The organism is Bacillus sp. FSL L8-0193 (assembly GCF_037976065.1).
Lineage (GTDB): Bacteria > Bacillota > Bacilli > Bacillales > Bacillaceae > Bacillus > Bacillus paralicheniformis.
Window position 1 is genome coordinate 1,780,803 of record NZ_CP150261.1, and the last position, 24,130, is coordinate 1,804,932.

Annotated in this window: 25 protein-coding genes; all 25 read left to right on the forward strand. The window is 46.4% G+C overall.

The window, feature by feature from the left end:
• Positions 1-42 precede the first annotated feature (42 nt).
• The 25 genes from rplS (at position 43) to flgD (ending at position 24,109) form a co-directional block, all read left to right on the forward strand.
• Positions 43-390, forward strand: a complete 348-nt coding sequence (rplS, locus tag MHH76_RS08995; protein ID WP_020451373.1) for a 50S ribosomal protein L19 — start codon at positions 43-45, stop codon at positions 388-390.
• Positions 391-504: 114 nt separating this feature from the next.
• Positions 505-1,356 carry a ribosome biogenesis GTPase YlqF gene (gene ylqF, locus MHH76_RS09000; RefSeq protein WP_020451374.1) on the forward strand — a complete coding sequence of 284 codons (852 nt, stop codon included), beginning with the start codon at positions 505-507 and terminating at the stop codon, positions 1,354-1,356.
• Positions 1,357-1,433: 77 nt separating this feature from the next.
• Positions 1,434-2,201, forward strand: coding sequence for a ribonuclease HII (locus MHH76_RS09005; protein ID WP_025811379.1), 768 nt, complete (start codon positions 1,434-1,436; stop codon positions 2,199-2,201).
• Between the two features lie 24 nt (positions 2,202-2,225).
• Positions 2,226-3,923, forward strand: a complete 1,698-nt coding sequence (locus tag MHH76_RS09010; RefSeq protein ID WP_033155131.1) for a hypothetical protein — start codon at positions 2,226-2,228, stop codon at positions 3,921-3,923.
• Positions 3,920-4,204 (forward strand): FlhB-like flagellar biosynthesis protein, encoded by a 285-nt coding sequence (locus MHH76_RS09015; protein ID WP_025811381.1) that lies wholly within the window; start codon positions 3,920-3,922, stop codon positions 4,202-4,204. Before MHH76_RS09010 ends, MHH76_RS09015 begins: the two co-directional genes overlap by 4 nt.
• 175 nt (positions 4,205-4,379) lie before the next feature.
• The gene (gene sucC, locus MHH76_RS09020; protein WP_020451378.1) at positions 4,380-5,540 is read left to right on the forward strand and encodes an ADP-forming succinate--CoA ligase subunit beta; all 1,161 of its coding nucleotides are present in this window, start codon (positions 4,380-4,382) and stop codon (positions 5,538-5,540) included.
• 18 nt (positions 5,541-5,558) lie between these two features.
• Positions 5,559-6,461, forward strand: a complete 903-nt coding sequence (gene sucD, locus MHH76_RS09025; protein ID WP_020451379.1) for a succinate--CoA ligase subunit alpha — start codon at positions 5,559-5,561, stop codon at positions 6,459-6,461.
• 112 nt (positions 6,462-6,573) lie between these two features.
• A complete protein-coding gene (gene dprA, locus MHH76_RS09030) occupies positions 6,574-7,476 on the forward strand; it encodes a DNA-processing protein DprA (protein ID WP_020451380.1) in 903 nt (300 codons plus the stop codon).
• A gap of 204 nt (positions 7,477-7,680) precedes the next feature.
• Positions 7,681-9,756 (forward strand): type I DNA topoisomerase, encoded by a 2,076-nt coding sequence (gene topA, locus MHH76_RS09035; RefSeq protein WP_020451381.1) that lies wholly within the window; start codon positions 7,681-7,683, stop codon positions 9,754-9,756.
• Positions 9,757-9,831: 75 nt separating this feature from the next.
• The gene (gene trmFO, locus MHH76_RS09040; protein WP_025811382.1) at positions 9,832-11,136 is read left to right on the forward strand and encodes an FADH(2)-oxidizing methylenetetrahydrofolate--tRNA-(uracil(54)-C(5))-methyltransferase TrmFO; all 1,305 of its coding nucleotides are present in this window, start codon (positions 9,832-9,834) and stop codon (positions 11,134-11,136) included.
• A gap of 66 nt (positions 11,137-11,202) precedes the next feature.
• Complete coding sequence (gene xerC / locus MHH76_RS09045) at positions 11,203-12,117, forward strand: tyrosine recombinase XerC (RefSeq protein WP_025811383.1); 915 nt, start codon at positions 11,203-11,205, stop codon at positions 12,115-12,117.
• Between the two features lie 13 nt (positions 12,118-12,130).
• Positions 12,131-12,676 (forward strand): ATP-dependent protease subunit HslV, encoded by a 546-nt coding sequence (gene hslV, locus MHH76_RS09050; protein WP_020451384.1) that lies wholly within the window; start codon positions 12,131-12,133, stop codon positions 12,674-12,676.
• Between the two features lie 7 nt (positions 12,677-12,683).
• Complete coding sequence (gene hslU / locus MHH76_RS09055) at positions 12,684-14,096, forward strand: HslU--HslV peptidase ATPase subunit (RefSeq protein ID WP_257007241.1); 1,413 nt, start codon at positions 12,684-12,686, stop codon at positions 14,094-14,096.
• 38 nt (positions 14,097-14,134) lie between these two features.
• Positions 14,135-14,914 (forward strand): GTP-sensing pleiotropic transcriptional regulator CodY, encoded by a 780-nt coding sequence (codY, locus tag MHH76_RS09060; RefSeq protein ID WP_003181756.1) that lies wholly within the window; start codon positions 14,135-14,137, stop codon positions 14,912-14,914.
• A gap of 351 nt (positions 14,915-15,265) precedes the next feature.
• Entirely contained in the window at positions 15,266-15,655 is a 390-nt protein-coding gene (flgB, locus tag MHH76_RS09065) for a flagellar basal body rod protein FlgB (RefSeq protein WP_020451387.1), read from the forward strand.
• The gene (gene flgC, locus MHH76_RS09070; protein WP_025811385.1) at positions 15,655-16,107 is read left to right on the forward strand and encodes a flagellar basal body rod protein FlgC; all 453 of its coding nucleotides are present in this window, start codon (positions 15,655-15,657) and stop codon (positions 16,105-16,107) included. The genes flgB and flgC overlap by 1 nt, the downstream gene beginning before the upstream one ends.
• Before the next feature lie 13 nt (positions 16,108-16,120).
• Positions 16,121-16,438, forward strand: a complete 318-nt coding sequence (gene fliE / locus MHH76_RS09075) for a flagellar hook-basal body complex protein FliE (RefSeq protein WP_020451389.1) — start codon at positions 16,121-16,123, stop codon at positions 16,436-16,438.
• A 50-nt stretch (positions 16,439-16,488) separates the two neighbouring features.
• Positions 16,489-18,090, forward strand: coding sequence for a flagellar basal-body MS-ring/collar protein FliF (fliF, locus tag MHH76_RS09080; protein ID WP_020451390.1), 1,602 nt, complete (start codon positions 16,489-16,491; stop codon positions 18,088-18,090).
• 13 nt (positions 18,091-18,103) lie between these two features.
• On the forward strand, positions 18,104-19,120 hold the full coding sequence (gene fliG / locus MHH76_RS09085) for a flagellar motor switch protein FliG (RefSeq protein ID WP_020451391.1): 1,017 nt from the start codon (positions 18,104-18,106) through the stop codon (positions 19,118-19,120).
• The gene (gene fliH / locus MHH76_RS09090) at positions 19,104-19,871 is read left to right on the forward strand and encodes a flagellar assembly protein FliH (protein ID WP_020451392.1); all 768 of its coding nucleotides are present in this window, start codon (positions 19,104-19,106) and stop codon (positions 19,869-19,871) included. The genes fliG and fliH overlap by 17 nt, the downstream gene beginning before the upstream one ends.
• Entirely contained in the window at positions 19,868-21,184 is a 1,317-nt protein-coding gene (fliI, locus tag MHH76_RS09095; RefSeq protein WP_023857209.1) for a flagellar protein export ATPase FliI, read from the forward strand. The genes fliH and fliI overlap by 4 nt, the downstream gene beginning before the upstream one ends.
• 2 nt (positions 21,185-21,186) lie before the next feature.
• Positions 21,187-21,630 (forward strand): flagellar export protein FliJ, encoded by a 444-nt coding sequence (gene fliJ / locus MHH76_RS09100; protein WP_020451394.1) that lies wholly within the window; start codon positions 21,187-21,189, stop codon positions 21,628-21,630.
• Positions 21,631-21,643: 13 nt separating this feature from the next.
• Entirely contained in the window at positions 21,644-22,258 is a 615-nt protein-coding gene (locus tag MHH76_RS09105; RefSeq protein ID WP_023857208.1) for a MotE family protein, read from the forward strand.
• Position 22,259: 1 nt separating this feature from the next.
• Positions 22,260-23,642, forward strand: coding sequence for a flagellar hook-length control protein FliK (locus MHH76_RS09110; RefSeq protein WP_023857207.1), 1,383 nt, complete (start codon positions 22,260-22,262; stop codon positions 23,640-23,642).
• The gene (flgD, locus tag MHH76_RS09115) at positions 23,642-24,109 is read left to right on the forward strand and encodes a flagellar hook assembly protein FlgD (RefSeq protein ID WP_023857206.1); all 468 of its coding nucleotides are present in this window, start codon (positions 23,642-23,644) and stop codon (positions 24,107-24,109) included. Before MHH76_RS09110 ends, flgD begins: the two co-directional genes overlap by 1 nt.
• Positions 24,110-24,130: the final 21 nt, after the last annotated feature.

The window sequence follows — 24,130 nt, forward strand, 5'->3', positions numbered from 1 at the left end:
GTTAACTCGCGCAAGAGCATCTGTTGGAAGGAGTTGAAGACGATGCAAAAATTGATTGAAGATATCACAAAAGAACAATTGCGCACTGATTTGCCTGCGTTCCGTCCTGGTGATACTTTACGTGTACACGTTAAAGTTGTCGAGGGTAACCGTGAGCGTATCCAGGTTTTTGAAGGTGTCGTGATTAAGCGTCGTGGTGGCGGAATCAGCGAAACTTTCACAGTTCGTAAGATTTCTTACGGTGTCGGAGTTGAGCGTACATTCCCATTGCACACACCGAAAATCGCGAAAATCGAAGTTGTCCGTCATGGTAAAGTACGCCGTGCGAAACTTTATTACCTGCGCGAACTTCGTGGAAAAGCGGCTCGTATTAAAGAAATCAGACGATAAAGATAACGAACGAAAAGAGCTTGTTAACCATAACAAGCTCTTTTTTTGTCAAACAAGTATAAATGCACCGCACCATTAAAAGAATAGCAATAACAGAAAGTAGGTGTCAGACAAATGGTGATCCAATGGTTCCCAGGGCATATGGCCAAAGCGAGGCGGGAAGTAACGGAGAAACTCAAGCTGATCGACATTGTATACGAACTGGTCGACGCCAGAATTCCGATGTCTTCAAGAAACCCGATGATTGAAGAGATTTTAAAAAACAAACCGAGGATCATGCTGCTCAACAAGGCGGATAAAGCGGACTCCTCCGTGACGAAGGCTTGGAAGCAGCACTTTGAAAAAGACGGGATTCCTTCTCTCGCCATCAACTCGGTCAACGGACAGGGGCTCAATCAAATTCTTCCCGCTTCAAAAGAGCTGCTGAAAGAAAAGTTTGATAAAATGAAAGCAAAAGGTGTAAAGCCGCGCGCGATCAGAGCGTTGATCGTCGGCATTCCGAACGTCGGCAAATCGACTTTAATCAACCGGCTGGCGAAAAAAAACATCGCCAAAACGGGCGACAGACCCGGGATCACAACGGCGCAGCAGTGGGTGAAGGTCGGAAAAGAGCTCGAGCTTCTCGATACCCCGGGGATTTTATGGCCGAAGTTTGAGGACGAGCTTGTCGGGCTGAGGCTTGCGGCAACAGGTGCAATTAAAGATTCGATTATCAACTTGCAGGATGTCGCCGTCTACGGTTTGCGCTTTTTGGAAGAGAATTACCCTGAGCGCTTAAAAAAGCGCTATGATCTGGAAGAGATTCCAGAAGAGATTGCAGCGCTTTTTGATGAGATCGGAAAAAAACGCGGCTGTCTCATGGCCGGAGGCGAGATCAATTACGACAAGACGACAGAAGTCATCATCCGCGATATCCGCACCGAAAAGTTCGGTCCGCTTTCTTTTGAAAAGCCGGAGGATATGTAAAAAGGCGCGCTTTTAAAAGAGCGGGCCTTTATTTTTGCAGGAGATGCGCCGATAAGAACATTAGGGGAGAAGAGAAAGTGAAAACATTAACCGTCAAAGAAATTAAAGAACATCTTCAATCGGTGAGTGATGAAAAAGACCCTTTTATAGAGCAGTGCAAAAATGATGGGCGGAAAAGCGTCCAAGCGCTTGTCGACGCCTGGCTGAAGAAAAATAAAAGGCTTTCGGCCATGCGGGAAGAGTGGCAGGTGATGACGTCTTTCGAACGGTCGCTGAGAGCGCGGGGCTATCAATATATCGCCGGAATCGACGAGGCGGGCAGAGGGCCTCTCGCAGGGCCTGTTGTTGCCGCCGCTGTCATCCTCAAAGAAGACTGTGAAATATTAGGGCTGACAGATTCGAAAAAACTGTCAAAGCAAAAAAGAGAAGACTATTATTCATACATTATGGAAGAAGCCGCAGCAGTCGGCGTCGGGATCGCTGACGCTGATGAGATCGATGAGCTGAATATTTATGAAGCCTCGAAAGCGGCGATGCTGAAAGCGGTCCAAGCGCTGGACGTCGCTCCGGATTATCTTCTAATCGACGCCATGTCGCTTGCAGTCGATACAGAGCAGTCATCGATCATTAAAGGGGATGCAAAAAGCGCATCGATAGCGGCAGGCGCATGCATCGCAAAAGTGACGAGAGACAGGCTGATGGATGAATACGCCGCAAAGTATCCTCTCTACGGCTTTGAAAAGCATAAAGGCTACGGAACAAAAGAGCATCTGCATGCCCTTGCCAAATACGGCCCGTCGCCGATACACCGAAGATCGTTCGCCCCTGTTAAAGCACATGAATAACGTTCTGGAGGAAGAATGACTTTGATGATGCTGAACGATGTACATAACAGCTTAAGAAAACAATTTGAACAAGCTGATCCTCTCCAGCGGATCAGCGGAACGGAGACGGATCAGAAAAGGTTGATGCTCGGCAAAGTGCTCCGCTTTATCAGCGAGCAGTTCGCCGAAATACAAATCGGCAATACGAAATGGCAGGGGAAGCTTGAGGCACCCCTGAAAGCGGGCGCTCATTACTGGTTTTCGTATGAAAAGAAGCCTGATGAAGCGACAGGCCGCCTTCAGGTCGTTGAAGCGTTTGACAAAAACCCGAAGACAGTGCAGGATGCCGCTTTTAAGCTGTTGAACGGGCTTTCTCTGAAGCGGACGAAGGAAGCTGTCTTTCTGGTCGGAGCGTTGCTGAAGGAGCAGCAGCCGATCAGGGAAAACGATTTAAGAGCCGCCATCAAGTGGCTTGAAAATCTGCCGAAGTCTGACGCCCAAAAAGGCGCCGATGCCGTCATGTTCGCTCTTAAACGCGAACTTCCCGTCCATCCCGGCGTGCTCGATTCGATTTTGGCCGTCAAAAACCCCGTACCGCTGAACGAGCAGATTGCCAAAACATTTGATATGATCACGAACGCCACTCAGCAATCCGCAGGCATGGAAAAGCTGAAGCAGGCGCTTTTGCCTGTTTTACAAGCGGAGACCGAGGTGCATGCCGAAAGGCTGATTCAAAAGCTTGCAGAACACGTCAGGTCGCTAGAAAAAGGAGAACTGCAGGGCGTTCAGCCATTAAAGCCGCAGGTTCAGTCAGAAATCGGGAATCCTTTGCAAAAAGCTGACGCCGGCGGCACCCAAGGACAAGAAGCAAAAGCTGTTCAGCAGCAGCCGCAAAACGCAGAAATCGCGGCAGCTAAAGACCTGCTCGCTAAATTGGCGGCACAAGCCGAAACGAACGGGACGCATATTGTAAAAGAAGCGGCAGGCGTCATCAGAGCGCTTGAATCGAGCGGATCTCTAGGACAAGCTCCGGCCGTTCCGGGCGGATTTACGCCAAAAGAGACGGAATTATTGCAGCATATCATGAAAGAAACAGCACCTGCATTAACGAATAAAGCCGATGTATTTTCCGTTCTCCTCAAGATCAAGGACCTTTTAGGCGTCAGAGATGAACTCTCATTGTTGAGAGCGATGGAAAACGGCGCTGTTCTCAAAGATCAGGGCCTTCAATCTTTAAAGCTCGTGCTGAATGAAATGAGGCATGCTTCCGATCTTCCCGCTCCTGTAAAACAGGAAGCTGATCAAATCTTTCACCGTTTAAACGGACAGCTGTTTTTGCAAAATGATCAGCCTGCCCAGAGCCAGCTTTTTCTGTCGTACCCTTTGTTTTCAAAGAACGGCGTTCAGGATTTGACCGTTTTCTTAAAAGGGCAGAAAAAGGACGACGGAAAGATCGACCCTTCCCAGTGCCGCCTTATGTTTTACCTTCAGTTGGAGGCCTTGGAAGAGACGGTGATCGATTGTTTAATCCAGCAAAACGTCATGACGGTTACAATTGAAACAGGATTCGACTTGGAGCCTTTGCTTGAACCGCTGGTCCCCGCTTTAAAGGAAAATCTGAAAGAACTGGGCTACAGCTTGTCAGGCGTCACAGCAAAAAAACGGGAAAACATGAAGCTTGCTCCTTTTCTGGACGCCCGCTTTGAACAAATTACAGAGAGCGCAGTGGATGTGAAAATATGAAGGAAGAATCTGTTCCATTAAGAAGAGCTGTTGCGCTTCACTACGATGAAATGAAGGATAAGGCGCCGAAGGTGGTTGCCAAAGGATCGGGATACACGGCGGAGAAGATCATTGAAGAGGCGCAGAAAGCCGGCGTTCCGATTCAGGAAGATGCGACGCTTGTCGAATTAATGCGCCACTTGGAGCTTGACGATCACATTCCTGAAGCGCTTTACGAAATCGTCGCCGAGATCTTTTCATTCGTCTATACGCTTGATGAAAAAATGAAAAAGAGGGAATGACTTTTGAAAAAAAGCCGTTTCCTCTATTAATTTTATATTTTTAATAAAATAAAAGTGTGAATGTTTAGAAGGATTTTACGATTTCTCATCGAAACCTAGACAATCGATCTATGATTATATAAAATGAAAGCGCAGTCTATTTTTATTTTTGCTACATAAGTTAGGAGGATGGGAAATGAATATCCATGAGTACCAAGGGAAAGAAGTACTCAGACAATACGGAGTGGCTGTTCCGGAAGGTAAAGTGGCATTTACAGCAGATGAAGCGGTCAAAGCAGCGGAAGCGCTGTCCAGCTCGGTTTATGTCGTGAAAGCTCAAATTCACGCCGGCGGACGCGGTAAAGCTGGCGGGGTTAAAATTGCAAAATCAAAAGAAGAAGTCAAAGCCTATGCGGAAGAATTGTTGGGGAAGACGCTTGTCACTCACCAGACGGGTCCTGACGGCCAGCAAATAAAACGCTTACTTATTGAAGAAGGCTGCGATATCAAAAAAGAATACTATGTCGGTCTGGTTCTTGACAGGGCGACTTCACGCATCGTGCTGATGGCATCCGAAGAAGGCGGCACGGAAATTGAAGAAGTCGCTGAAAAAACGCCGGAAAAAATCGTCAAAGAAGTGATCGATCCGGCTGTCGGACTGCAGGGTTACCAGGCGAGAAAAATCGCCTTCGCCATCAATATCCCGAAAGAGCTTGTCGGCCAGGCTGTTAAGTTTATGATGGGATTGTACAAGGCGTTTACTGAAAAAGACTGTTCCATTGCTGAAATCAATCCGCTCGTCGTCACAGGTGACGGAAAAGTCATGGCCCTTGACGCCAAGCTGAACTTTGACAGCAATGCGCTATACAGACAAAAAGACATCTTGGAGTACAGAGATCTCGATGAAGAAGATCCGAAGGAAATCGAAGCATCCAAGTATGATTTAAGCTATATTTCGCTCGATGGAAACATCGGCTGCATGGTCAACGGAGCGGGGCTTGCGATGTCGACCATGGACATTATCAAGCACTACGGAGGGGAACCGGCCAACTTCCTTGACGTTGGAGGCGGCGCGACAGCTGAAAAGGTAACGGAAGCGTTCAAGATCATTTTGTCTGATCAAAACGTCAAAGGGATCTTTGTCAATATTTTCGGCGGTATCATGAAATGCGACGTCATTGCAGAAGGTGTTGTTGAAGCGACGAAACAAGTCGGTCTGACATTGCCGCTTGTCGTTCGCCTTGAAGGCACCAATGTCGATCTCGGCAAGAAGATCCTCGATGATTCAGGACTCAATATTACGTCTGCGGAATCAATGGCTGACGGCGCGCAGAAAATCGTATCCTTAGTGAAGTAAGAAAGGCAGGGGACCAAAATGAGTGTATTTATTAATAAAGACACAAAAGTCATTGTTCAGGGGATAACGGGTTCAACCGCTTTGTTTCACACAAAGCAGATGCTTGAATACGGAACGAAAATTGTCGGCGGAGTCACACCGGGCAAAGGCGGAACAGAGGTTGAAGGGGTGCCTGTGTTCAACACGGTCGAAGAGGCTGTAAAGCAGACCGGGGCAAATGCGTCTGTCATTTACGTTCCTGCGGCTTTTGCAGCCGATGCGATTATGGAAGCGACAGATGCTGAGCTTGATCTTGTCATCTGTATTACTGAGCACATTCCGGTGCTGGATATGGTAAAAGTTAAAAGGTATATGGAAGACAAGAAAACAAGGCTCATCGGTCCGAACTGTCCAGGAGTCATTACGCCTGAGGAGTGTAAAATCGGGATCATGCCCGGATATATCCATAAAAAAGGCCATGTCGGCGTTGTGTCGCGTTCAGGAACCCTTACATATGAAGCGGTTCATCAGCTTTCAGAAGCAGGAGTCGGCCAGTCAACGGCAGTGGGCATCGGCGGAGACCCTGTCAACGGGACGAACTTCATCGATGTGCTGAAGGCGTTTAATGAAGATCCTGATACACATGCGGTAATCATGATCGGCGAAATCGGCGGAACAGCTGAAGAGGAAGCGGCCGAATGGGTGAAAGCCAACATGACCAAACCTGTCGTCGGTTTCATCGGAGGAAAAACAGCGCCTCCTGGCAAGCGTATGGGGCATGCCGGCGCCATCATTTCCGGAGGAAAAGGAACGGCGGACGAAAAGGTCAAAACGATGAACGCCTGCGGAATCGAAGTGGCTGAAACGCCTTCTGTTATGGGAGAAACATTGATTAAAGTGCTGAAGGAAAAAGGCCTTTACGAAACGTGTAAAACACATTGATCTTAACATGAGCGGGAATAGTCCGATTGGTCTATTCCTGCTTTTTCATAACTGGTTAAATCGTTTAGTACTTTCAGATTGTTTTGTTTTAAAAATGTTTGGAGGTTTTTGAATGAACGACAGCAGCGAGCTTTTGATATTGCTCCGCCTTCGCGGCACACTCTCCCCTTCTCTGCTGACCAAGTGGTGGAAGCAGGATCCTTCCTTGTCTCTTACGGACGAAAAAAACCATCTTTTAACGAAGCTTTCATTAAAAAGATCAGACTTGTGCTCCATACGAAAACTGGCGAAACAAGAACTGTCTAATGTTAAACGGCTCATCCGTTCTTACGAAGCGGCCGGAGTCCGCATGGCCGCCATATGTTCCCCCGATTATCCAGCCAGCCTGAAAACCATTCATGACCCGCCTCCCGTCCTTTTTTTAAAAGGAGATGTTAAACTTCTCAATGAACAAAGACTGATCGGAATCGTCGGAACCCGCAGCCCGTCATTATACGGAAAAAGAGCAGCGGTTCACCTTGTCAGGGAGCTTTGCAAAAAAAGCTGGACGATCGTCAGCGGCCTTGCAAAAGGAATTGACGGTCTTGCCCATCAGGAGAGCATCTGTTCAAAGGGAAGGACAATCGGCGTCATCGCGGGCGGATTCAATAGCATATATCCCCGTGAACACCGCCAGCTCGCCGGTCAAATGGCCGAAAACCACCTGCTGGTATCAGAGCACCCTCCCCACGTTAAACCTCAAAAATGGCACTTTCCGATGCGAAATCGGCTGATCAGCGGATTAACGGAAGGAATCGTTGTCGTCCAGGGAAAGGAAAAGAGCGGGTCGCTCATCACAGCATATCAAGCCCTTGAGCAGGGGCGGGAGGTGTTCGCCGTGCCTGGTCCGATCTTTGACGCCAACTCTTGCGGTCCTTCAAGGCTGATCCAGGAAGGGGCGAAACTCGTATTGAATATTGAAGATATTTTGAGCGAACTGCCGCCTTCACGCACTCAATATCCGGAACCTGTTTAGAATTATCGTTTGACAAACTGTATTGTAATATTTAATAATAGTGAGGATTTCAAGTTTAAACGCTTTAATCGGCGTTCAACATATAGAAGGATTAAATCAGACACTTTTCGTAAAAATAATGATTATATAAACGACGATTATGCTGAATACAATAAAAAGGCTAAATTGAAAAGAGAGAGAACACCTCTTGAGGGGGATAATGTTATGTCCGAATACTTAGTCATCGTGGAATCGCCTGCAAAGGCAAAAACGATTGAGCGATACTTAGGAAAAAAATATAAAGTGAAAGCTTCGATGGGACACGTCAGAGACTTGCCGAAAAGCCAGATGGGCGTTGACATCGAGCAGAACTTTGAACCAAAATACATCACGATCCGCGGGAAAGGCCCCGTGTTAAAAGAATTAAAAACGGCCGCCAAAAAGGCAAAAAAAGTCTATCTCGCAGCCGACCCCGACAGGGAAGGGGAAGCGATCGCGTGGCATTTGGCACACAGCCTTGATCTGGATCTGAATTCCGACTGCCGCGTCGTATTTAATGAGATTACAAAAGATGCGATCAAAGATTCATTTAAGCATCCGCGCATGATCAATATGGATCTTGTCGACGCCCAGCAGGCGAGAAGAATTCTGGACCGCCTTGTAGGGTACAAAATCAGCCCGATTTTATGGAAAAAAGTAAAAAAAGGCTTGAGTGCGGGACGTGTCCAATCTGTTGCACTCCGTCTTATCATTGACAGAGAAAAAGAAATCAACGATTTTAAACCTGAAGAATATTGGACCATTGAAGGGTCTTTTCTCAAAGGCAAAGAAACATTTGAAGCGAGTTTCTTCGGAATAAACGGCGAAAAGCACCAGCTGAAAAGCGAAGAAGATGTAAAACAAATCCTCTCCCAGATCAAAGGGAACAAATTTGAGGTTAAAAAGGTTACGAAAAAAGAACGGAAGCGGAACCCTGCGCTCCCGTTTACAACATCGACGCTTCAGCAGGAAGCGGCGCGTAAATTAAATTTCCGGGCAAAGAAAACGATGATGATCGCCCAGCAGCTTTATGAAGGAATCGATCTCGGCAAAGAAGGAACTGTCGGGTTAATCACTTATATGAGAACGGATTCAACACGCATCTCGAATACAGCTCAAGAAGAAGCGGCATCATTCATCGGCGAACAGTACGGAAAAGAATTTTTGGGGAGCAAGCGAAAACCTGCCAAAAAGAATGAAAACGCCCAGGATGCCCACGAAGCGATCAGGCCGACCTCGGTGCTCAGAAAGCCTTCCGATCTGAAGGCGGTATTGGGAAGAGACCAGCTTCGACTATACAAGCTGATCTGGGAGCGCTTTGTCGCAAGCCAGATGGCTCCGGCGACACTCGATACGATGAGCGTCGATCTTGAAAACAACGGGTTGACATTTCGGGCGAACGGCAGTAAAGTCAAGTTTTCAGGTTTCATGAAGGTGTACGTTGAAGGAAAAGACGATCAGATGGAAGAGAAGAATAAGATGCTTCCGGATCTCGCTGAAGGCGACACCGTTCTTTCAAAAGATATCGAACCCGAACAGCACTTCACACAGCCGCCTCCGCGCTATACGGAAGCAAGGCTGGTCAAAACGCTTGAAGAGCTGGGAATCGGCCGTCCGTCGACTTACGCGCCGACGCTTGACACAATTCAAAAGCGCGGGTATGTCGCCCTTGATAACAAACGCTTTATCCCGACTGAACTCGGTCAAATCGTGCTTGACTTGATCATGGAGTTTTTCCCTGAGATCATTAATGTTGAGTTCACCGCCAAAATGGAAAAAGAGCTTGATGACGTTGAAGACGGAAACATTCAATGGGTGCAGATCATCGATTCCTTTTACAAGGACTTTGAAAAACGCGTTGAAAAGGCGGAAGCCGAGATGCAGGAAGTGGAAATCGAACCGGAGTATGCGGGTGTGGACTGTGAAGAGTGCGGCCACCCGATGGTCTATAAAATGGGCCGCTACGGCAAATTTATGGCCTGCTCCAATTTTCCGGACTGCCGCAACACCAAGCCGATTGTAAAAGAGATCGGGGTCAAATGCCCTTCATGCAAAACCGGCAACATCGTCGAGCGCAAATCGAAAAAACGCCGTATTTTTTACGGCTGTGACCGCTATCCTGAATGCGAATTCGTATCATGGGATAAACCGCTTGAACGGAAATGTCCGAAATGTGAGGACATGCTTGTCGAGAAAAAGCTCAAAAAAGGCGTTCAAGTGCAGTGCGTGAATTGCGATTATAAGGAAGAACAACAAAAGTAGCGGTGAGCAGGGCTTTGCTCACCTTCTTTGTTGTGTTAAAAGATGAAGTCAACTCATAAATTAGGAGATGTGAATATGAATCAAACAGTAAATGTCATCGGTGCAGGACTTGCCGGAAGCGAAGCTGCATGGCAGCTTGCCAAGCGAGGTATCAATGTCCGTTTATACGAAATGAGGCCTGTTAAACAAACGCCGGCACACCATACAGATAAATTCGCAGAACTTGTCTGCAGCAACTCGCTTCGGGCGAATTCATTAACGAACGCTGTCGGTGTATTAAAGGAAGAAATGCGGGTTCTTGACTCGGCCATCATCGCTGCTGCTGACGAATGTTCTGTTCCTGCCGGCGGTGCGCTTGCCGTAGACAGGCATGAATTTGCCGAAAACGTTACCGAAAAAGTAAAGAATCATCCGAATGTGACTGTGCTCAATGAAGAAGTCACGGAAATACCGGAAGGACCGACTATTATTGCAACAGGACCGCTGACGTCAGAATCGCTTTCCGCGAAGCTCCGGGAGCTGACAGGAGAGGACTATCTGTACTTTTATGACGCCGCTGCGCCGATAGTTGAGAAAGACAGCCTTGACATGGATAAAGTCTATTTGAAATCCCGCTATGACAAAGGGGAGGCAGCGTATTTGAACTGTCCGATGACTGAAGAAGAGTTTGACAGATTTTATGACGCCCTTGTGTCTGCGGAAACTGTTCCATTGAAAGAATTTGAAAAGGAAATCTTCTTTGAAGGCTGCATGCCGATTGAAGTCATGGCGAAGCGCGGCAAAAAAACGATGCTGTTCGGCCCGATGAAGCCTGTCGGCCTTGAAGATCCCAAAACAGGAAAGCGTCCATACGCCGTTGTGCAGCTGCGCCAAGATGATGCAGCCGGCACGCTTTACAATATCGTCGGTTTTCAGACCCACCTCAAATGGGGCGACCAAAAGGAAGTGCTCCGCCTCATTCCGGGATTGGAACAAGCTGAAATCGTCCGCTACGGCGTAATGCACAGAAATACGTTCATCAACTCGCCGAGTCTTTTAAAAGCGACCTACCAGTTTAAAAAACGGGACGATCTGTTTTTCGCCGGCCAAATGACAGGTGTTGAAGGGTATGTTGAATCAGCGGCTTCAGGCCTTGTTGCCGGAATAAATGCGGCTCGGCTCATTCAGGGAAAAGAACCGGTCACTTTTTCAAATGAAACAGCGATCGGCAGCATGGCCCATTACATCACGGAAACAAACAAGAAAAACTTCCAGCCGATGAATGCGAACTTCGGTCTGTTCAAGGAATTGGGGGTTAAAATTAAAAACAAGCAGGAACGAAATGAACAGTATGCTTCGCGGGCATTGGAGACAATTCAAAATATTTCGAAAACGCTATAGTTATTCATTGCCAGATGAACTTGTTATGTGATAACATTTAAAAGCCCTTTTCGAAGAGGTGTAATGATGGCAAATGTTAAGAATTTTTTAACTTTATTCATTGAATATTTACAAATAGAAAAGAATTATTCAAAATATACAATTGTGGGTTACATTTCTTCTATTGAAGACTTTGAACGCTTTTTACAAGTTCAGGGCATAAAAGGTTTTGAAGACGTGACTTATCCGGATGTGAGAATTTTCTTGACGGAAGCGCATGAAAAAGGGCTTACTCGCAGGACGATCAGCAAGAAAATTTCGGCTCTGCGAAGCTTCTATAAATTTTTATTAAGGGAAAAGATGGTAAAAGAAAACCCGTTTCTGCTTGTCAGTCTTCCGAAACAGGATAAACGGATTCCAAAATTTTTATATGAAAAAGAACTTGAAGAACTGTTTGAGGTTTCGGACTTGAGTACACCGCTCGGCCAAAGGAATCAGGCGCTCTTGGAACTTCTTTACGCAACAGGCATGCGGGTAAGCGAACTTTGCAGCCTGAAGGAATCCGATTTGGATCTGTTTTTAGATACGGTTTTGGTTCACGGGAAAGGCAGGAAGCAAAGGTATATTCCATTTGGTTCATTCGCCCGGGAGGCTTTGGATCTGTATTTGCAAAATGGAAGACGCATCCTGCTGTTAAAAGGGAAAGAGCCCTGCCCTTTTATTTTTTTGAATCAAAGGGGCGGGCCCTTAACCCCGAGGGGGGTTCGTTACATTTTGGGAGAACTGGTCAAAAAGACTTCGGGTACATTACATATACATCCGCATATGCTCCGCCATACTTTTGCCACCCATTTGTTAAATGAGGGTGCGGATCTCAGGAGCGTTCAGGAACTGCTTGGGCATTCAAACCTTTCTTCAACCCAGGTGTATACGCATGTATCTAAAGATATGCTCAGAAAGACATATATGTCTCATCACCCTCGGGCACATAAAGGGAAATAAAGGAGGTTCTTTTATGTCATCTTTTCACGCAACGACGATATTCGCCGTCCAGCACAACGGAAAAAGCGCGATGGCGGGAGACGGCCAGGTTACGTTCGGTCAGGCTGTCGTCATGAAGCATACCGCTAGAAAGGTAAGAAAGCTCTTCAACGGGAAAGTCATTGCCGGCTTTGCCGGTTCTGTTGCGGACGCTTTCACGCTCTTTGAAATGTTTGAAGCGAAGCTTGAAGAGTACAACGGCAATTTACAGCGTGCGGCAGTCGAGCTTGCAAAAGAGTGGCGAAGCGATAAAGTCCTCAGAAAGCTTGAGGCGATGCTGATCGTCATGAACGCTGACAGCATGCTGCTCGTTTCCGGAACAGGCGAGGTGATTGAACCTGACGACGGCATTTTGGCGATCGGCTCAGGCGGAAACTATGCCCTGGCAGCCGGAAGGGCGTTGAAACGTCATGCAGGCGGCCAGCTTGACGCAAGAGCGATTGCGAGGGCCTCACTTGAAACCGCGGGCGAAATCTGTGTGTATACGAACGATCAGATCATTGTAGAAGAACTTGAATAGAAAGGATATGAGGCATATGGAAAAAAAGCCGCTGACTCCTAGGCAGATCGTCGAAAGGCTTGATCAATACATCGTCGGCCAGCTCGATGCGAAAAAAGCGGTCGCCGTGGCATTGAGGAACCGCTACAGAAGAAGTCTTCTTGATGAAAAACTGCGCGAAGAAATCGTTCCGAAAAACATATTGATGATGGGTCCGACAGGTGTGGGAAAAACCGAGATTGCAAGACGAATCGCGAAGCTCGTCGGCGCTCCGTTCGTCAAAATCGAAGCGACGAAGTTCACGGAAGTCGGTTATGTGGGCAGAGATGTTGAATCGATGGTCAGGGATCTTGTGGAAACGTCAATCCGCCTCGTCAAAGAGGAAAAAATGAACGAAGTGAAAGGCATCGCCGAAGAAAACGCAAATAAACGCCTCGTCCGCCTGCTTGTACCGGGAAGGAAAAAACAGTCAGGTGCGAAAAATCCTTTTGAAATGCTGTTTGGCGGAAATCAGGATCAAGAGACGAATGAAGCGGAAAAGCATGAAGACACGGATATCGAAAACAATCGGAAGCGGATTGCACATCAGCTTGCTCTCGGCGAGCTTGAAGACCATTATGTCACCGTGGAGGTGGAGGAGCAGCAGCCATCCATGTTTGATATGCTCCAAGGCTCGGGTATGGAACAGATGGGCATGAACATGCAGGATGCGCTCAGCAGCCTGATGCCGAAAAAGAAAAAGCGCCGCAAGCTGACGGTTAGGGAAGCACGAAAAGTGCTGACGAATGAAGAAGCGGCAAAGCTCATCGATATGGACGAAGCTGCCCAGGAGGCCGTCCTGAGAGCCGAACAGTCGGGAATCATCTTTATCGATGAGATCGATAAAATCGCCAAAAAGAGCGGTGCTTCTTCATCGGCCGACGTCTCAAGAGAGGGCGTGCAGCGCGATATTCTTCCGATTGTAGAAGGCTCTACCGTCATGACAAAGTACGGTGCGGTCAAAACGGATCACGTGCTGTTCATCGCTGCAGGTGCATTCCATATGGCGAAGCCTTCAGATCTAATTCCAGAGCTGCAGGGACGCTTTCCGATCCGCGTTGAGCTTCAAAAGCTGAGCATCGATGATTTTGTGAAAATCTTAACTGAGCCTGACAACGCTCTTCTAAAGCAGTATAAGGCTTTATTGAAGACGGAAGGTATATCTCTTGAATTTTCTGACGATGCTATTCGTAAGATTGCAGAAGTGGCTTATCATGTGAACCAGGACACAGACAATATCGGGGCGAGAAGGCTTCACACCATTTTGGAACGGCTTTTGGAAGAACTGTCATTCGAGGCTCCGGATGTGATGATGGAGGAAGTTGTCATCACGCCTCAATATGTTGAAGAAAAGCTCGGTTCGATCGCTAAGAATAAGGATTTAAGCCAGTTTATTTTATAAACAATTAAATAAGAGTAATTTAGGAGGATCAATTTATTATGGCTTTATTACAAAAAACAAGAAAGATTAATGCAATGCTGCAAAATGCGGCAGGGAAGCCGGTTAATTTTAAAGAAATGGCCGAAACGCTTCGCGATGTGATTGATTCGAACATTTTCGTTGTCAGCCGCAGAGGAAAGCTTCTCGGTTTCTCGATCAACCAGCAGATCGAAAATGACCGGATGAAAAAAATGCTTGAAGAGCGCCAGTTTCCTGAAGACTATACAAAAAGCCTGTTCAACATTCCGGAAACTTCATCCAACCTTGACATTAACAGCGAATATACGGCTTTCCCTGTGGAAAACCGCGATTTGTTCCAAGCGGGTCTGACCACAGTCGTTCCGATCATCGGAGGGGGCGAAAGACTCGGCACCTTGATTCTGTCCCGCCTTCAGGAGAAATTCGAGGATGACGATCTGATCCTTGCTGAATATGGCGCAACGGTCGTAGGAATGGAAATTCTCAGAGAGAAAGCTGAAGAGATCGAAGAGGAAGCACGCAGCAAAGCGGTCGTTCAAATGGCGATCAGTTCATTATCTTACAGTGAGCTTGAAGCAATTGAACATATTTTTGAAGAGCTTGACGGAAATGAAGGTCTGCTTGTCGCAAGTAAAATTGCAGACCGCGTCGGCATCACCCGCTCGGTCATTGTCAATGCGCTGCGCAAACTTGAAAGCGCCGGTGTCATTGAATCAAGGTCATTAGGGATGAAAGGCACATACATTAAAGTCCTGAACAACAAATTTTTAATGGAATTAGAAAAACTAAAGTCTCATTAAAAGACGAAAGCCGCAGAACATGCCGTTCTGCGGCTTTTTTTATTTCACATTTTAAACTATATTATCGTAATTTTTTCATATCAAAAACAACTAAAATGCGGTGCTGAATCAATGCGTTGCTTGAATAAAAAATATACTAACATAATGTTTTGAAACTTTAACAAACGTAACATTACATAGTTCTTATAATCTAGGTCGAAATACCTATTCGCAAAATAGATATTTATTACGATTTTTTTTTGCGTCCAGATCATAGACTTTAAGCCTATTATTCCTTACAATAGGCTTATGGTTTTTACAATTCTCGACAAGATTTTGAGACAGATGGAAAAAGATTGGAGGTATTTGGCGATGGATATATTTTCAGGAACAATACATAGACTAGAGGGAGCCTTGAATCAAGCGAACATTAAGCAAAAAGTCATAACGAACAATCTGGCCAATGTAGACACACCGAACTACAAGGCGAAAAAAGTATCCTTCAAAAATGTGCTGAATGAGGAGTCCTCCCGAATTAACGCTATAAAAACAGACTATAGACACATTGACTTCAAAGGGAATGAGTCAAATTATTCAGTTGTGTCGAGAAAGAATACAAGTTATCAGGAAAACGGGAACAACGTGGACGTTGATCAGGAAATGAGTGAAATGGCGAAAAATCAAATCCAGTATCAAGCGCTGGTTGAAAGAATAAGCGGCAAATTCAACTCACTGCGGACCGCGATTACAGGAGGTAAATAATGGGGGTATTCAATAGCATCAACATCTCAGCTTCGGCGTTGACTGCACAGAGAGTCAGAATGGATACCGTTTCTTCCAACCTGGCAAACATGGACACAACAAGAGCGAAGCTGGTCGACGGACAGTGGCAGCCGTATAGAAGAAAGCTTGTATCGACGGCTCCGAAAGGCGAATCTTTTTCATCCGTGCTCCAATCATCGATGAATGCATCGGCGAGAGTCGGTGAAGGGGTAAAGGTGACCAAGATCACCGAAGACAAAACACCGTTTAAACTCGTTTATGATCCGACGCATCCCGACGCAAACGAAGACGGATACGTGCAGATGCCGAATGTCGATCCGCTAAAAGAGATGGTTGATTTAATGGGCAGCACAAGGTCATATGAAGCGAATGTCACAGCGATGAACGCGACAAAAGGAATGCTGATGAAAGCACTAGAAATCGGAAAGTAGGGTGATGACACGAATGGTTAATGGAATCTCTCCATTTGGAATTCAACCCGTGCAGGCGGGAACGAATGCAACAAATCAGATCACGAACAAGCAGGACGGTTCAGAGAACCAAGTCAGCTTTTCCAACGTGCTGAAAGATTCTATCAATGCTTTGAATCAATCTCAAAATGAATCTGATAAACTGACAAACGCGCTTGCTCTCGGTCAGGATGTCAACCTTGATGAAGTGATGGTTGCAGCCCAGAAGGCAAATATTACATTGACGGCTGCGACGGAATTCCGCAACAAAGCGGTTGAAGCTTATCAGGAAATCATGAGAATGCAAATGTAAGAAAGGAGTCTGAAAGCGAAGAGAATTAGTGTAACTACCGGGGGAGTAAGATGAATCGTACTTTATTGCAAATCAAAACGAAAATAACAGATTTTTGGAAAAACAGATCAAAGCTGCAGAAGTTTTTGATGATCGGCATCGTCGCTCTGGCAGTGATCCTGTCAATCATCATTGGAATTGTTGCTTCGTCGAATAAAATGGTGCCGCTCTATAAAGACTTGTCAGCTGAAGAAACCGGCCAAATCAAAAAAGTGCTCGATGAAAAAGGTGTTCCATCTGAGGTTGCAGCTGACGGTTCAGTCATTAAAGTTCCGGAAGAAAAAGTCGACGGGCTGAAAGTCGATCTTGCGGCAGAGGGTCTTCCGAAAAGCGGAAGCATCGATTATTCGTTCTTTGGTCAAAATGCCGGTTTCGGTATGACGGACAACGAATTTGACGTATTGAAAGTGAAAGCAACGCAAACCGAGCTTTCCAACCTCATCAAAGGAATAGACGGGATTAAAGATTCAAAGGTCATGATTAACCTGCCGAAGGAATCCGTCTTTGTCGGAGAGGAAAAGCCGGAAGCATCCGCTTCGATTGTTCTTCAGGTGAAGCCCGGCCACACGCTTGATCAAAATGAAATCAACGGCCTTTATCATCTCGTATCGAAAAGCGTGCCGAACCTTGATCCGGAAAACATCGTGATCATGGATCAAAACTCCACGTATTACGATCAAACCGGCAAAGATTCAGGTTCATACGCTGACAGCTACTCTTCACAAAGGCAAGTCAAAGCTCAGATCGAAAAGGACCTGCAGAGACAAATTCAAACCATGCTCGGCACGATGATGGGACAGGATAAAGTAGTTGTATCCGTCACATCCGACATCGACTTCACAAAAGAAAACAGGACGGAAGATCTGGTTGAACCTGTCGACAAAGAAAATATGGAAGGGATCACGGTCAGCGCAGAGCGCGTCAGTGAAACGTATTCCGGACAGGGAGCGCAAGCTGGAGGCGTCAACGGAACAGGTGAAAACGATGTAACAAACTATGCGGAGACAGAAGGCGGAACAGGCAACGGAGACTACGAAAAAAGCGAAGAACGAATCAACAATGAAGTCAACAAAATCCATAAAGAAATCGCCGAAAGTCCGTACAAAATCAGAGATCTGGGCGTCCAGGTCATGGTTGAACCGCCTGATGCGAAGAACCCGCAGTCACTGCCCGCTGAAAGAGAAGATGATATTAAAAAAATCCTCTCAACCATTGTGAAAACATCGATCGACAAGAAGTATGAAGAAGAGCCGCTGACAGATGAGGATATTGAAAATAAAATCGTTGTTTCTGTCCAATCGTTCGACGGCAAGCAGACAATCGATGAAGGAACGGAAACAGGCGGCATACCGATGTGGATTTACATCGCAGGCGGAGCAGCGCTTGTTGCTGTAATCGGCCTCATCATCTGGCTTGTCAGAAGACGTAAAAATAGAGATGACGAATACGAGGAAGAATGGTATGAAACGCCTCAGGAACCGATTCGTGTTGCTGATGTGAACAATGAAAAAGAGACGGAAGAAACTGTCAGACGAAAACAGCTTGAAAAAATGGCGAAAGATAAGCCTGAAGAATTCGCCAAATTGTTGCGCAGCTGGCTGACCGAGGATTAGGAGGAGTATTGAAATGGCAAAAATGAAACAAGACAGGCTTACAGGCAAACAAAAAGCGGCCATTCTCATGATATCCTTAGGGCTTGATGTGTCAGCTTCCGTTTACAAGCATTTAACAGATGAAGAAATCGAAAGGCTGACGCTTGAAATATCAAATGTCAGAGCTGTATCACCAGAGAAAAAAGATGAAATTATTCAGGAATTTCATGAAACGGCTATTGCTCAAGAATATATATCACAAGGCGGCATTCACTACGCCAAGCAGGTGCTTGACAAAGCGCTCGGCGAAGACAAAGCCGCCAGCATTATCAACAGGTTGACATCGTCTCTTCAAGTCAGACCGTTCGATTTTGCCAGAAAAGCGGATCCCGAGCAGATTCTGAACTTTATCCAGCATGAACATCCGCAGACGATCGCATTGATTCTGTCTTATCTCGATCCCGTGCAATCCGGTCAGATATTGTCAGAACTAAATCAGGATGTGCAGGCAGAGGTTGCAAGACGGATCGCTGTCATGGACAGGACGTCGCCGGAAATCATCAATGAAGTCGAACAGATTCTGGAGCAAAAGCTATCCTCCACATTCACTCAGGACTACACGCAGACCGGCGGCATTGAAGCCGTTGTCGAAGTGTTGAACGGAGTTGACAGAGGTACAGAGAAAACGATCCTTGACTCCCTTGAAATCCAGGATCCTGAGCTTGCCGACGAGATTAAAAAGCGGATGTTCGTCTTTGAAGATATCGTTACGCTTGATAACCGCGCCATTCAAAGGGTTATCCGCGATGTGGAAAACGACGATCTGCTTCTCTCCCTCAAAGTGGCCAGCGAAGAGGTCAAAGACATCGTCTTCAGCAATATGTCGCAGCGTATGGCTGAAACATTTAAAGAAGAAATGGAGTTCATGGGTCCTGTGCGTCTGCGTGACGTAGAAGAAGCTCAATCCAGAATCGTAAGCGTCATCCGAAGACTTGAAGAAGCAGGTGAGATCGTAATCGCCAGAGGCGGAGGAGATGATATCATTGTCTAACATTATTAAACAGCGATTATCATCAATACCGCCAAAAGAAAGGCGGACGATTTCATTAAAGGAAGTCAAACTTCCTGAAACAGAAACTGAACTTGATACCGGACAGGATCCGGAATTCCTCCTCGATCATGCCAGACAGGAAGCAGGGAAAATATACGAAAAAGCGAACGCTGAACTCGAACAGGTCAGACGGCAAATCGAAGAGGAAAGGATAAGCTGGGAAACAGAACGCGAAGCGCTGATAGACCAGGCGAAACAAGAAGGCTTTCAAGCGGGGTTTGAACAGGGAAAGGCCGAGGCCCAAAGCACTTATCAATCCTATTTGGATGAAGCCAACGCCATCGTCGGAGCGGCGAGGCGTGACTATGAAGAAAAAATCGAACAATCTTCCGAAGAAATTGTCGAACTTGCCGTGTCGCTGGCTAAAAAAGTTTGGAATCAAAAGGCTGACGACAAAGAAGCTTTTTCAGCCCTCGTCAAACAGGTGCTGTCCGAAATGAAAGAGTTCGATGACATTGCCGTCTATGTGGATCCGGAGTATTACACAGAGGTTCAAAGCCACAAAAACGAACTTGAGCAGCTCCTCCAATATGGCGCCCATCTCGCGATATACGCCGATGAAAAAGCGCCAAAGGGAACGTGCTATGTTGAAACGGCCTTCGGAAGAATTGATGCAGGAATCGACACTCAATTACAGCAGCTGAAACAAAAACTGCTCAGCCTGCTTGAAACGGCAGGTGTTGTCCAGTGATGCTTGAGCAGCTGCTTGAATGTATAGAAACCGCAGACTCCTACAAACGTTACGGAAAAGTCAAACAAGCGGTCGGCCTGATGATTGAATCCAAAGGACCTGAATGCTCAATCGGCGATGTCTGCAAAATCTATACAAAAGGTGACGGGCCAAAGGCCATCAAAGCTGAGGTCGTCGGCTTCAAAGACCAAAATATTCTTCTGATGCCATATTTGGAAGCGGCCAATATTGCACCCGGCAGTATTGTCGAAGCGACGGGAGAATCGCTCAGAGTCAAAGTCGGCTCCGGCTTGATCGGGCAAGTTGTCGATGCATTCGGCAATCCGCTCGACGGCAGCACGCTTCCGAAAGGTTTGGCTCAAGTTTCGACAGAACAGGCGCCGCCTAATCCGATGAAAAGGCCGCCAATCAGAGAAAAAATGGCGGTCGGCGTCAGATCAATCGACAGTCTGCTGACCGTCGGAAAAGGACAACGTGTCGGGATATTCGCCGGAAGCGGCGTCGGAAAAAGCACGCTCATGGGCATGATTGCAAGAGAGACGGCCGCAGACTTGAATGTCATCGCTCTTGTCGGAGAGCGGGGCCGCGAAGTCAGGGAGTTCATTGAGAAAGATCTCGGCGAAGAAGGGCTGAAGCGCACGATCGTTGTAGTGGCTACTTCTGACCAGCCGGCATTGATGCGGCTGAAAGCGGCCTATACAGCAACAGCGATTGCCGAGTACTTCCGCGACAAAGGACAAAACGTGATGTTCATGATGGACTCGGTGACAAGGGTTGCCATGGCTCAGAGGGAAATCGGCCTGGCGACGGGCGAACCGCCGACGACGAAAGGTTATACACCCTCAGTGTTCGCTATTTTACCTAAGCTCTTAGAACGAACAGGAACGACGGAAAACGGGTCAATAACTGCTTTCTATACGGTTCTTGTCGACGGTGATGATATGAATGAACCGATCGCCGATACTGTCAGGGGAATCTTGGACGGTCATATCGTTCTTGACCGGAGCCTTGCGAATAAAGGCCAGTTTCCGGCAGTCAACATTTTAAAAAGCATCAGCAGGGTGATGTCAAACATCGCCGGGAAAGATCATATAAGAGCAGCGAACCGGTTCAGGGAAATGCTGTCAACCTATCAAAACTCAGAGGACCTGATCAACATAGGAGCCTATAAAAAAGGGTCTTCCAGAGAAATTGATGAGGCCATACAATTCCACCCTAAGCTGATCAGCTTCCTCAAGCAGGAAGTGGATGAAGCGGCGTCGCTGGAAGAGAGCATTTCTTTATTAAAGAGTCTTACAGGAAGAGAGGATTAAGAATGGCTTATTCATTTAAATTTCAAAAGCTCCTCGAGCTTAAAGAAAATGAAAAAGACCAATCATTCGCTGAATATCAGCACTCAGTTTCCGAATTCGAAAAGGTCGCGGAAAAGCTGTATGAAAGCATGAACCAAAAAGAAACGCTAGAAAAAAACAAGGAAATCAAGATGCAGACAGGAATGAGCGTTCAGGAAATGCGGCATTATCAGCAATTTGTCACAAATCTTGAAACGACTATCTACCATTATCAAAAGCTCGTCATGATGAAGAGAAATGAAATGAATGAAAAACAGCACGATCTGACGGAAAAAAATATCGAGCTGAAAAAATTTGAAAAAATGAAAGAAAAGCAGTTTGAAATGTATTCGCTGCAAAACAAAGCAAATGAGTTAAAGGAAATGGACGATATCTCCATTGCCCAGTACATAACTCAAGGAAGCTAGGGGTAGAAAAACGATGACCGAAGAAAAAAAAGCCGGTAAATTTCAGACATTTTTGTTTGTCATCGTCATTCCGCTGATCTTTTTAATCGTTGCAGCGTTTGTCGGCATGTGGCTTTTGGGCGTCAATTTCCAGGATGCAGCCTCCAAAATCCCCGTTGTTAAAGAGCTTGTGAAAAACGGCGAGGATCAGGACAAAGATCACGCAGCAAAGCAGCAGGAGAACAAAGCAGAAAAGCTCCAAAAGACGATCGATGAACAAAAAAGCGAAATCGAAACGCTGACGAGTGACTTGAAAACGAGTGATCAAGAGATTAAAAGGCTGAAACAAAAAATCAGCTCGTTCGAAAAAACGGAAAAAGATGAAAAAGAGCAGAAAGAAAAGAACACCGAAGGTCAAGGAGACGGAAAAAAAGTCGTCAAAATTTATGAAAGCATGCAAAGCAATAAAGCTGCAAAAATTTTAAGCGAATTAAAAGAAGAAGAGGCAATCAACATTTTAGATTCTTTAAGCAAAAAGAAAGTGACTGAGATCCTCTCCAAAATGTCTCCTGATAAAGCGGCTGTATTCACAGAAAAGCTTGTGAAAAACGAAGCGAAAAATGAAAAGAAAAAAGAAGGGGGGGAATAGCTTGAGGCTTTTTGACGCAATCTCTTTTGATGCCAAGCCTGCGGCGGATACCGCAACTGCAAAAACGAGCAGGACGCCTCTGGGCGGACTCTTTCAAAATGTGCTCCAAAAGGAAAACAGCTCACTTTCCCCTTTTCAAAAGGGAGAAGAACCTTCTCAGGACACGTCATTGGAAGGGCTTTTGCATGAACTGAAGCAATGGCTTTTAAATAATGAAGGCGGCTCCTTCAATGAAGACTGGTTGAATTCCCTCCAGCATGTTGAAGAGCTGAATCCATCTCCGGATGAACTCGCATTGGCAGAACAGCTGTTACAGCAAATAAAAGAGCTGCTTGAAAATGCCGCTCTGCCTGGACAATCAGGCAAAACAGCTGATGCTATTGAAGCTGTGCCTGCTGACGAAAGCGGGACAGAAGAGCCGAAACTGACTGACCTGCAAATTCTTGGTCAGATTCAGCAGCTGCTCGCTGTGATCGTAAATGAAAATCAACCGGCACTCAAAACTTCACAAATCGCAGAAATATTGAAACAAGCGCCGGAATTTCTCGCCGCTCTTCAGACAAAGGCGGGAACAGAAGGGCTGATTGATGAACTTAAACGCCAATTTTTCACAAAAGATCCGGGTGAGTCGCAGCTTTTGTCCATGTCAAACGCTGAGTTGAAAAGCTTGAAAAGTATAATGGAGCAGATGATGAGCGCAAACGCTGAACCGGATCCAAAAGAGTGGAAAATGGCGGAAAGCGAACTAAAGGCAATGCTCATGAGCAAAAAAACCGATGTCTCTCTTTCTGAGAAGCCGTTGTCCTTTGTTTTGAACGGAAGGGAAATTCAAACTGAAGGAAAGCAAGGCCAAAAGGAACAGCCGATTCAGTCCTCTGTACTGGCCAATCATCGGACAGGCGCAGTGCTGATCCAGGGTCTCCAAACCGCGGCGGCAGAGGAATCTTCCGCTCAGCCGAAAAGCTTTTCAGAACAAATTCTCAGCTCATGGAAACAGATGAAGTATACACCGTTCGGCAGATCGACAGGCAGTTTCACGATCCGCCTGAATCCTGAAAATCTTGGCTTTATCACGATCAAACTCGTCAAACAGCACGGGATGTTTTCGAGCAAAATCATCGCATCGACCCAGTCGGCTAAAGAGCTGCTCGAACACAATCTCGCGCACCTTAAACAGGCGCTGCCCAACATGTCTGTACAAATTGACCGCTTCGGTGTGCCGCTTCAAAACGGCGATCAGACCTTCGGACAGCTGGCGGACGAACAGAAAAACCAACATCAGCCGAAGGAAGATCAGCAAAAAGAGCAGGAAAATGAGGATTTTCAGGAGTTTCTGGATGAGCTTATCGAGACTCGATCACTGGACAGCGAGGAGGAGATCTAATGCCTGACACTTCAATTGATACAAGAACTGCCATAGGGACAACAAACACGAAATCGACGACATCCGATTTTTTATCCGAGGCAAAAAAAGCCGAAAAAGCAGGGAGCGGCTCCAATCTTGGCAAGGATGAATTTTTGAAACTGCTCATGAAACAACTGCAGTATCAAGACCCCTTAAATCCGATGGAAGACCGTGAATTCATTGCGCAAATGGCGACCTTTTCAAGCCTTGAGCAACTAACGAATCTGAACACAACGATGTCGGCGTTTGTCGGACTTCAGGACCCGATGACGATGTATGTCAGCTGGATCGGAAAAGAAGTCACCTATGAAGGTGAAGACAGCGAAGAAAAAACAGCGCTCGTCAAATCAGTTAAAAGCTCAGACGGACAGTATCTGCTTGTCCTTGACGATGGAACCGAAGTCAATCCGTGGAATGTGACGGCGGTCAGTCATTCTGACAAATAAAAACAGATAATTCAGGGAGGA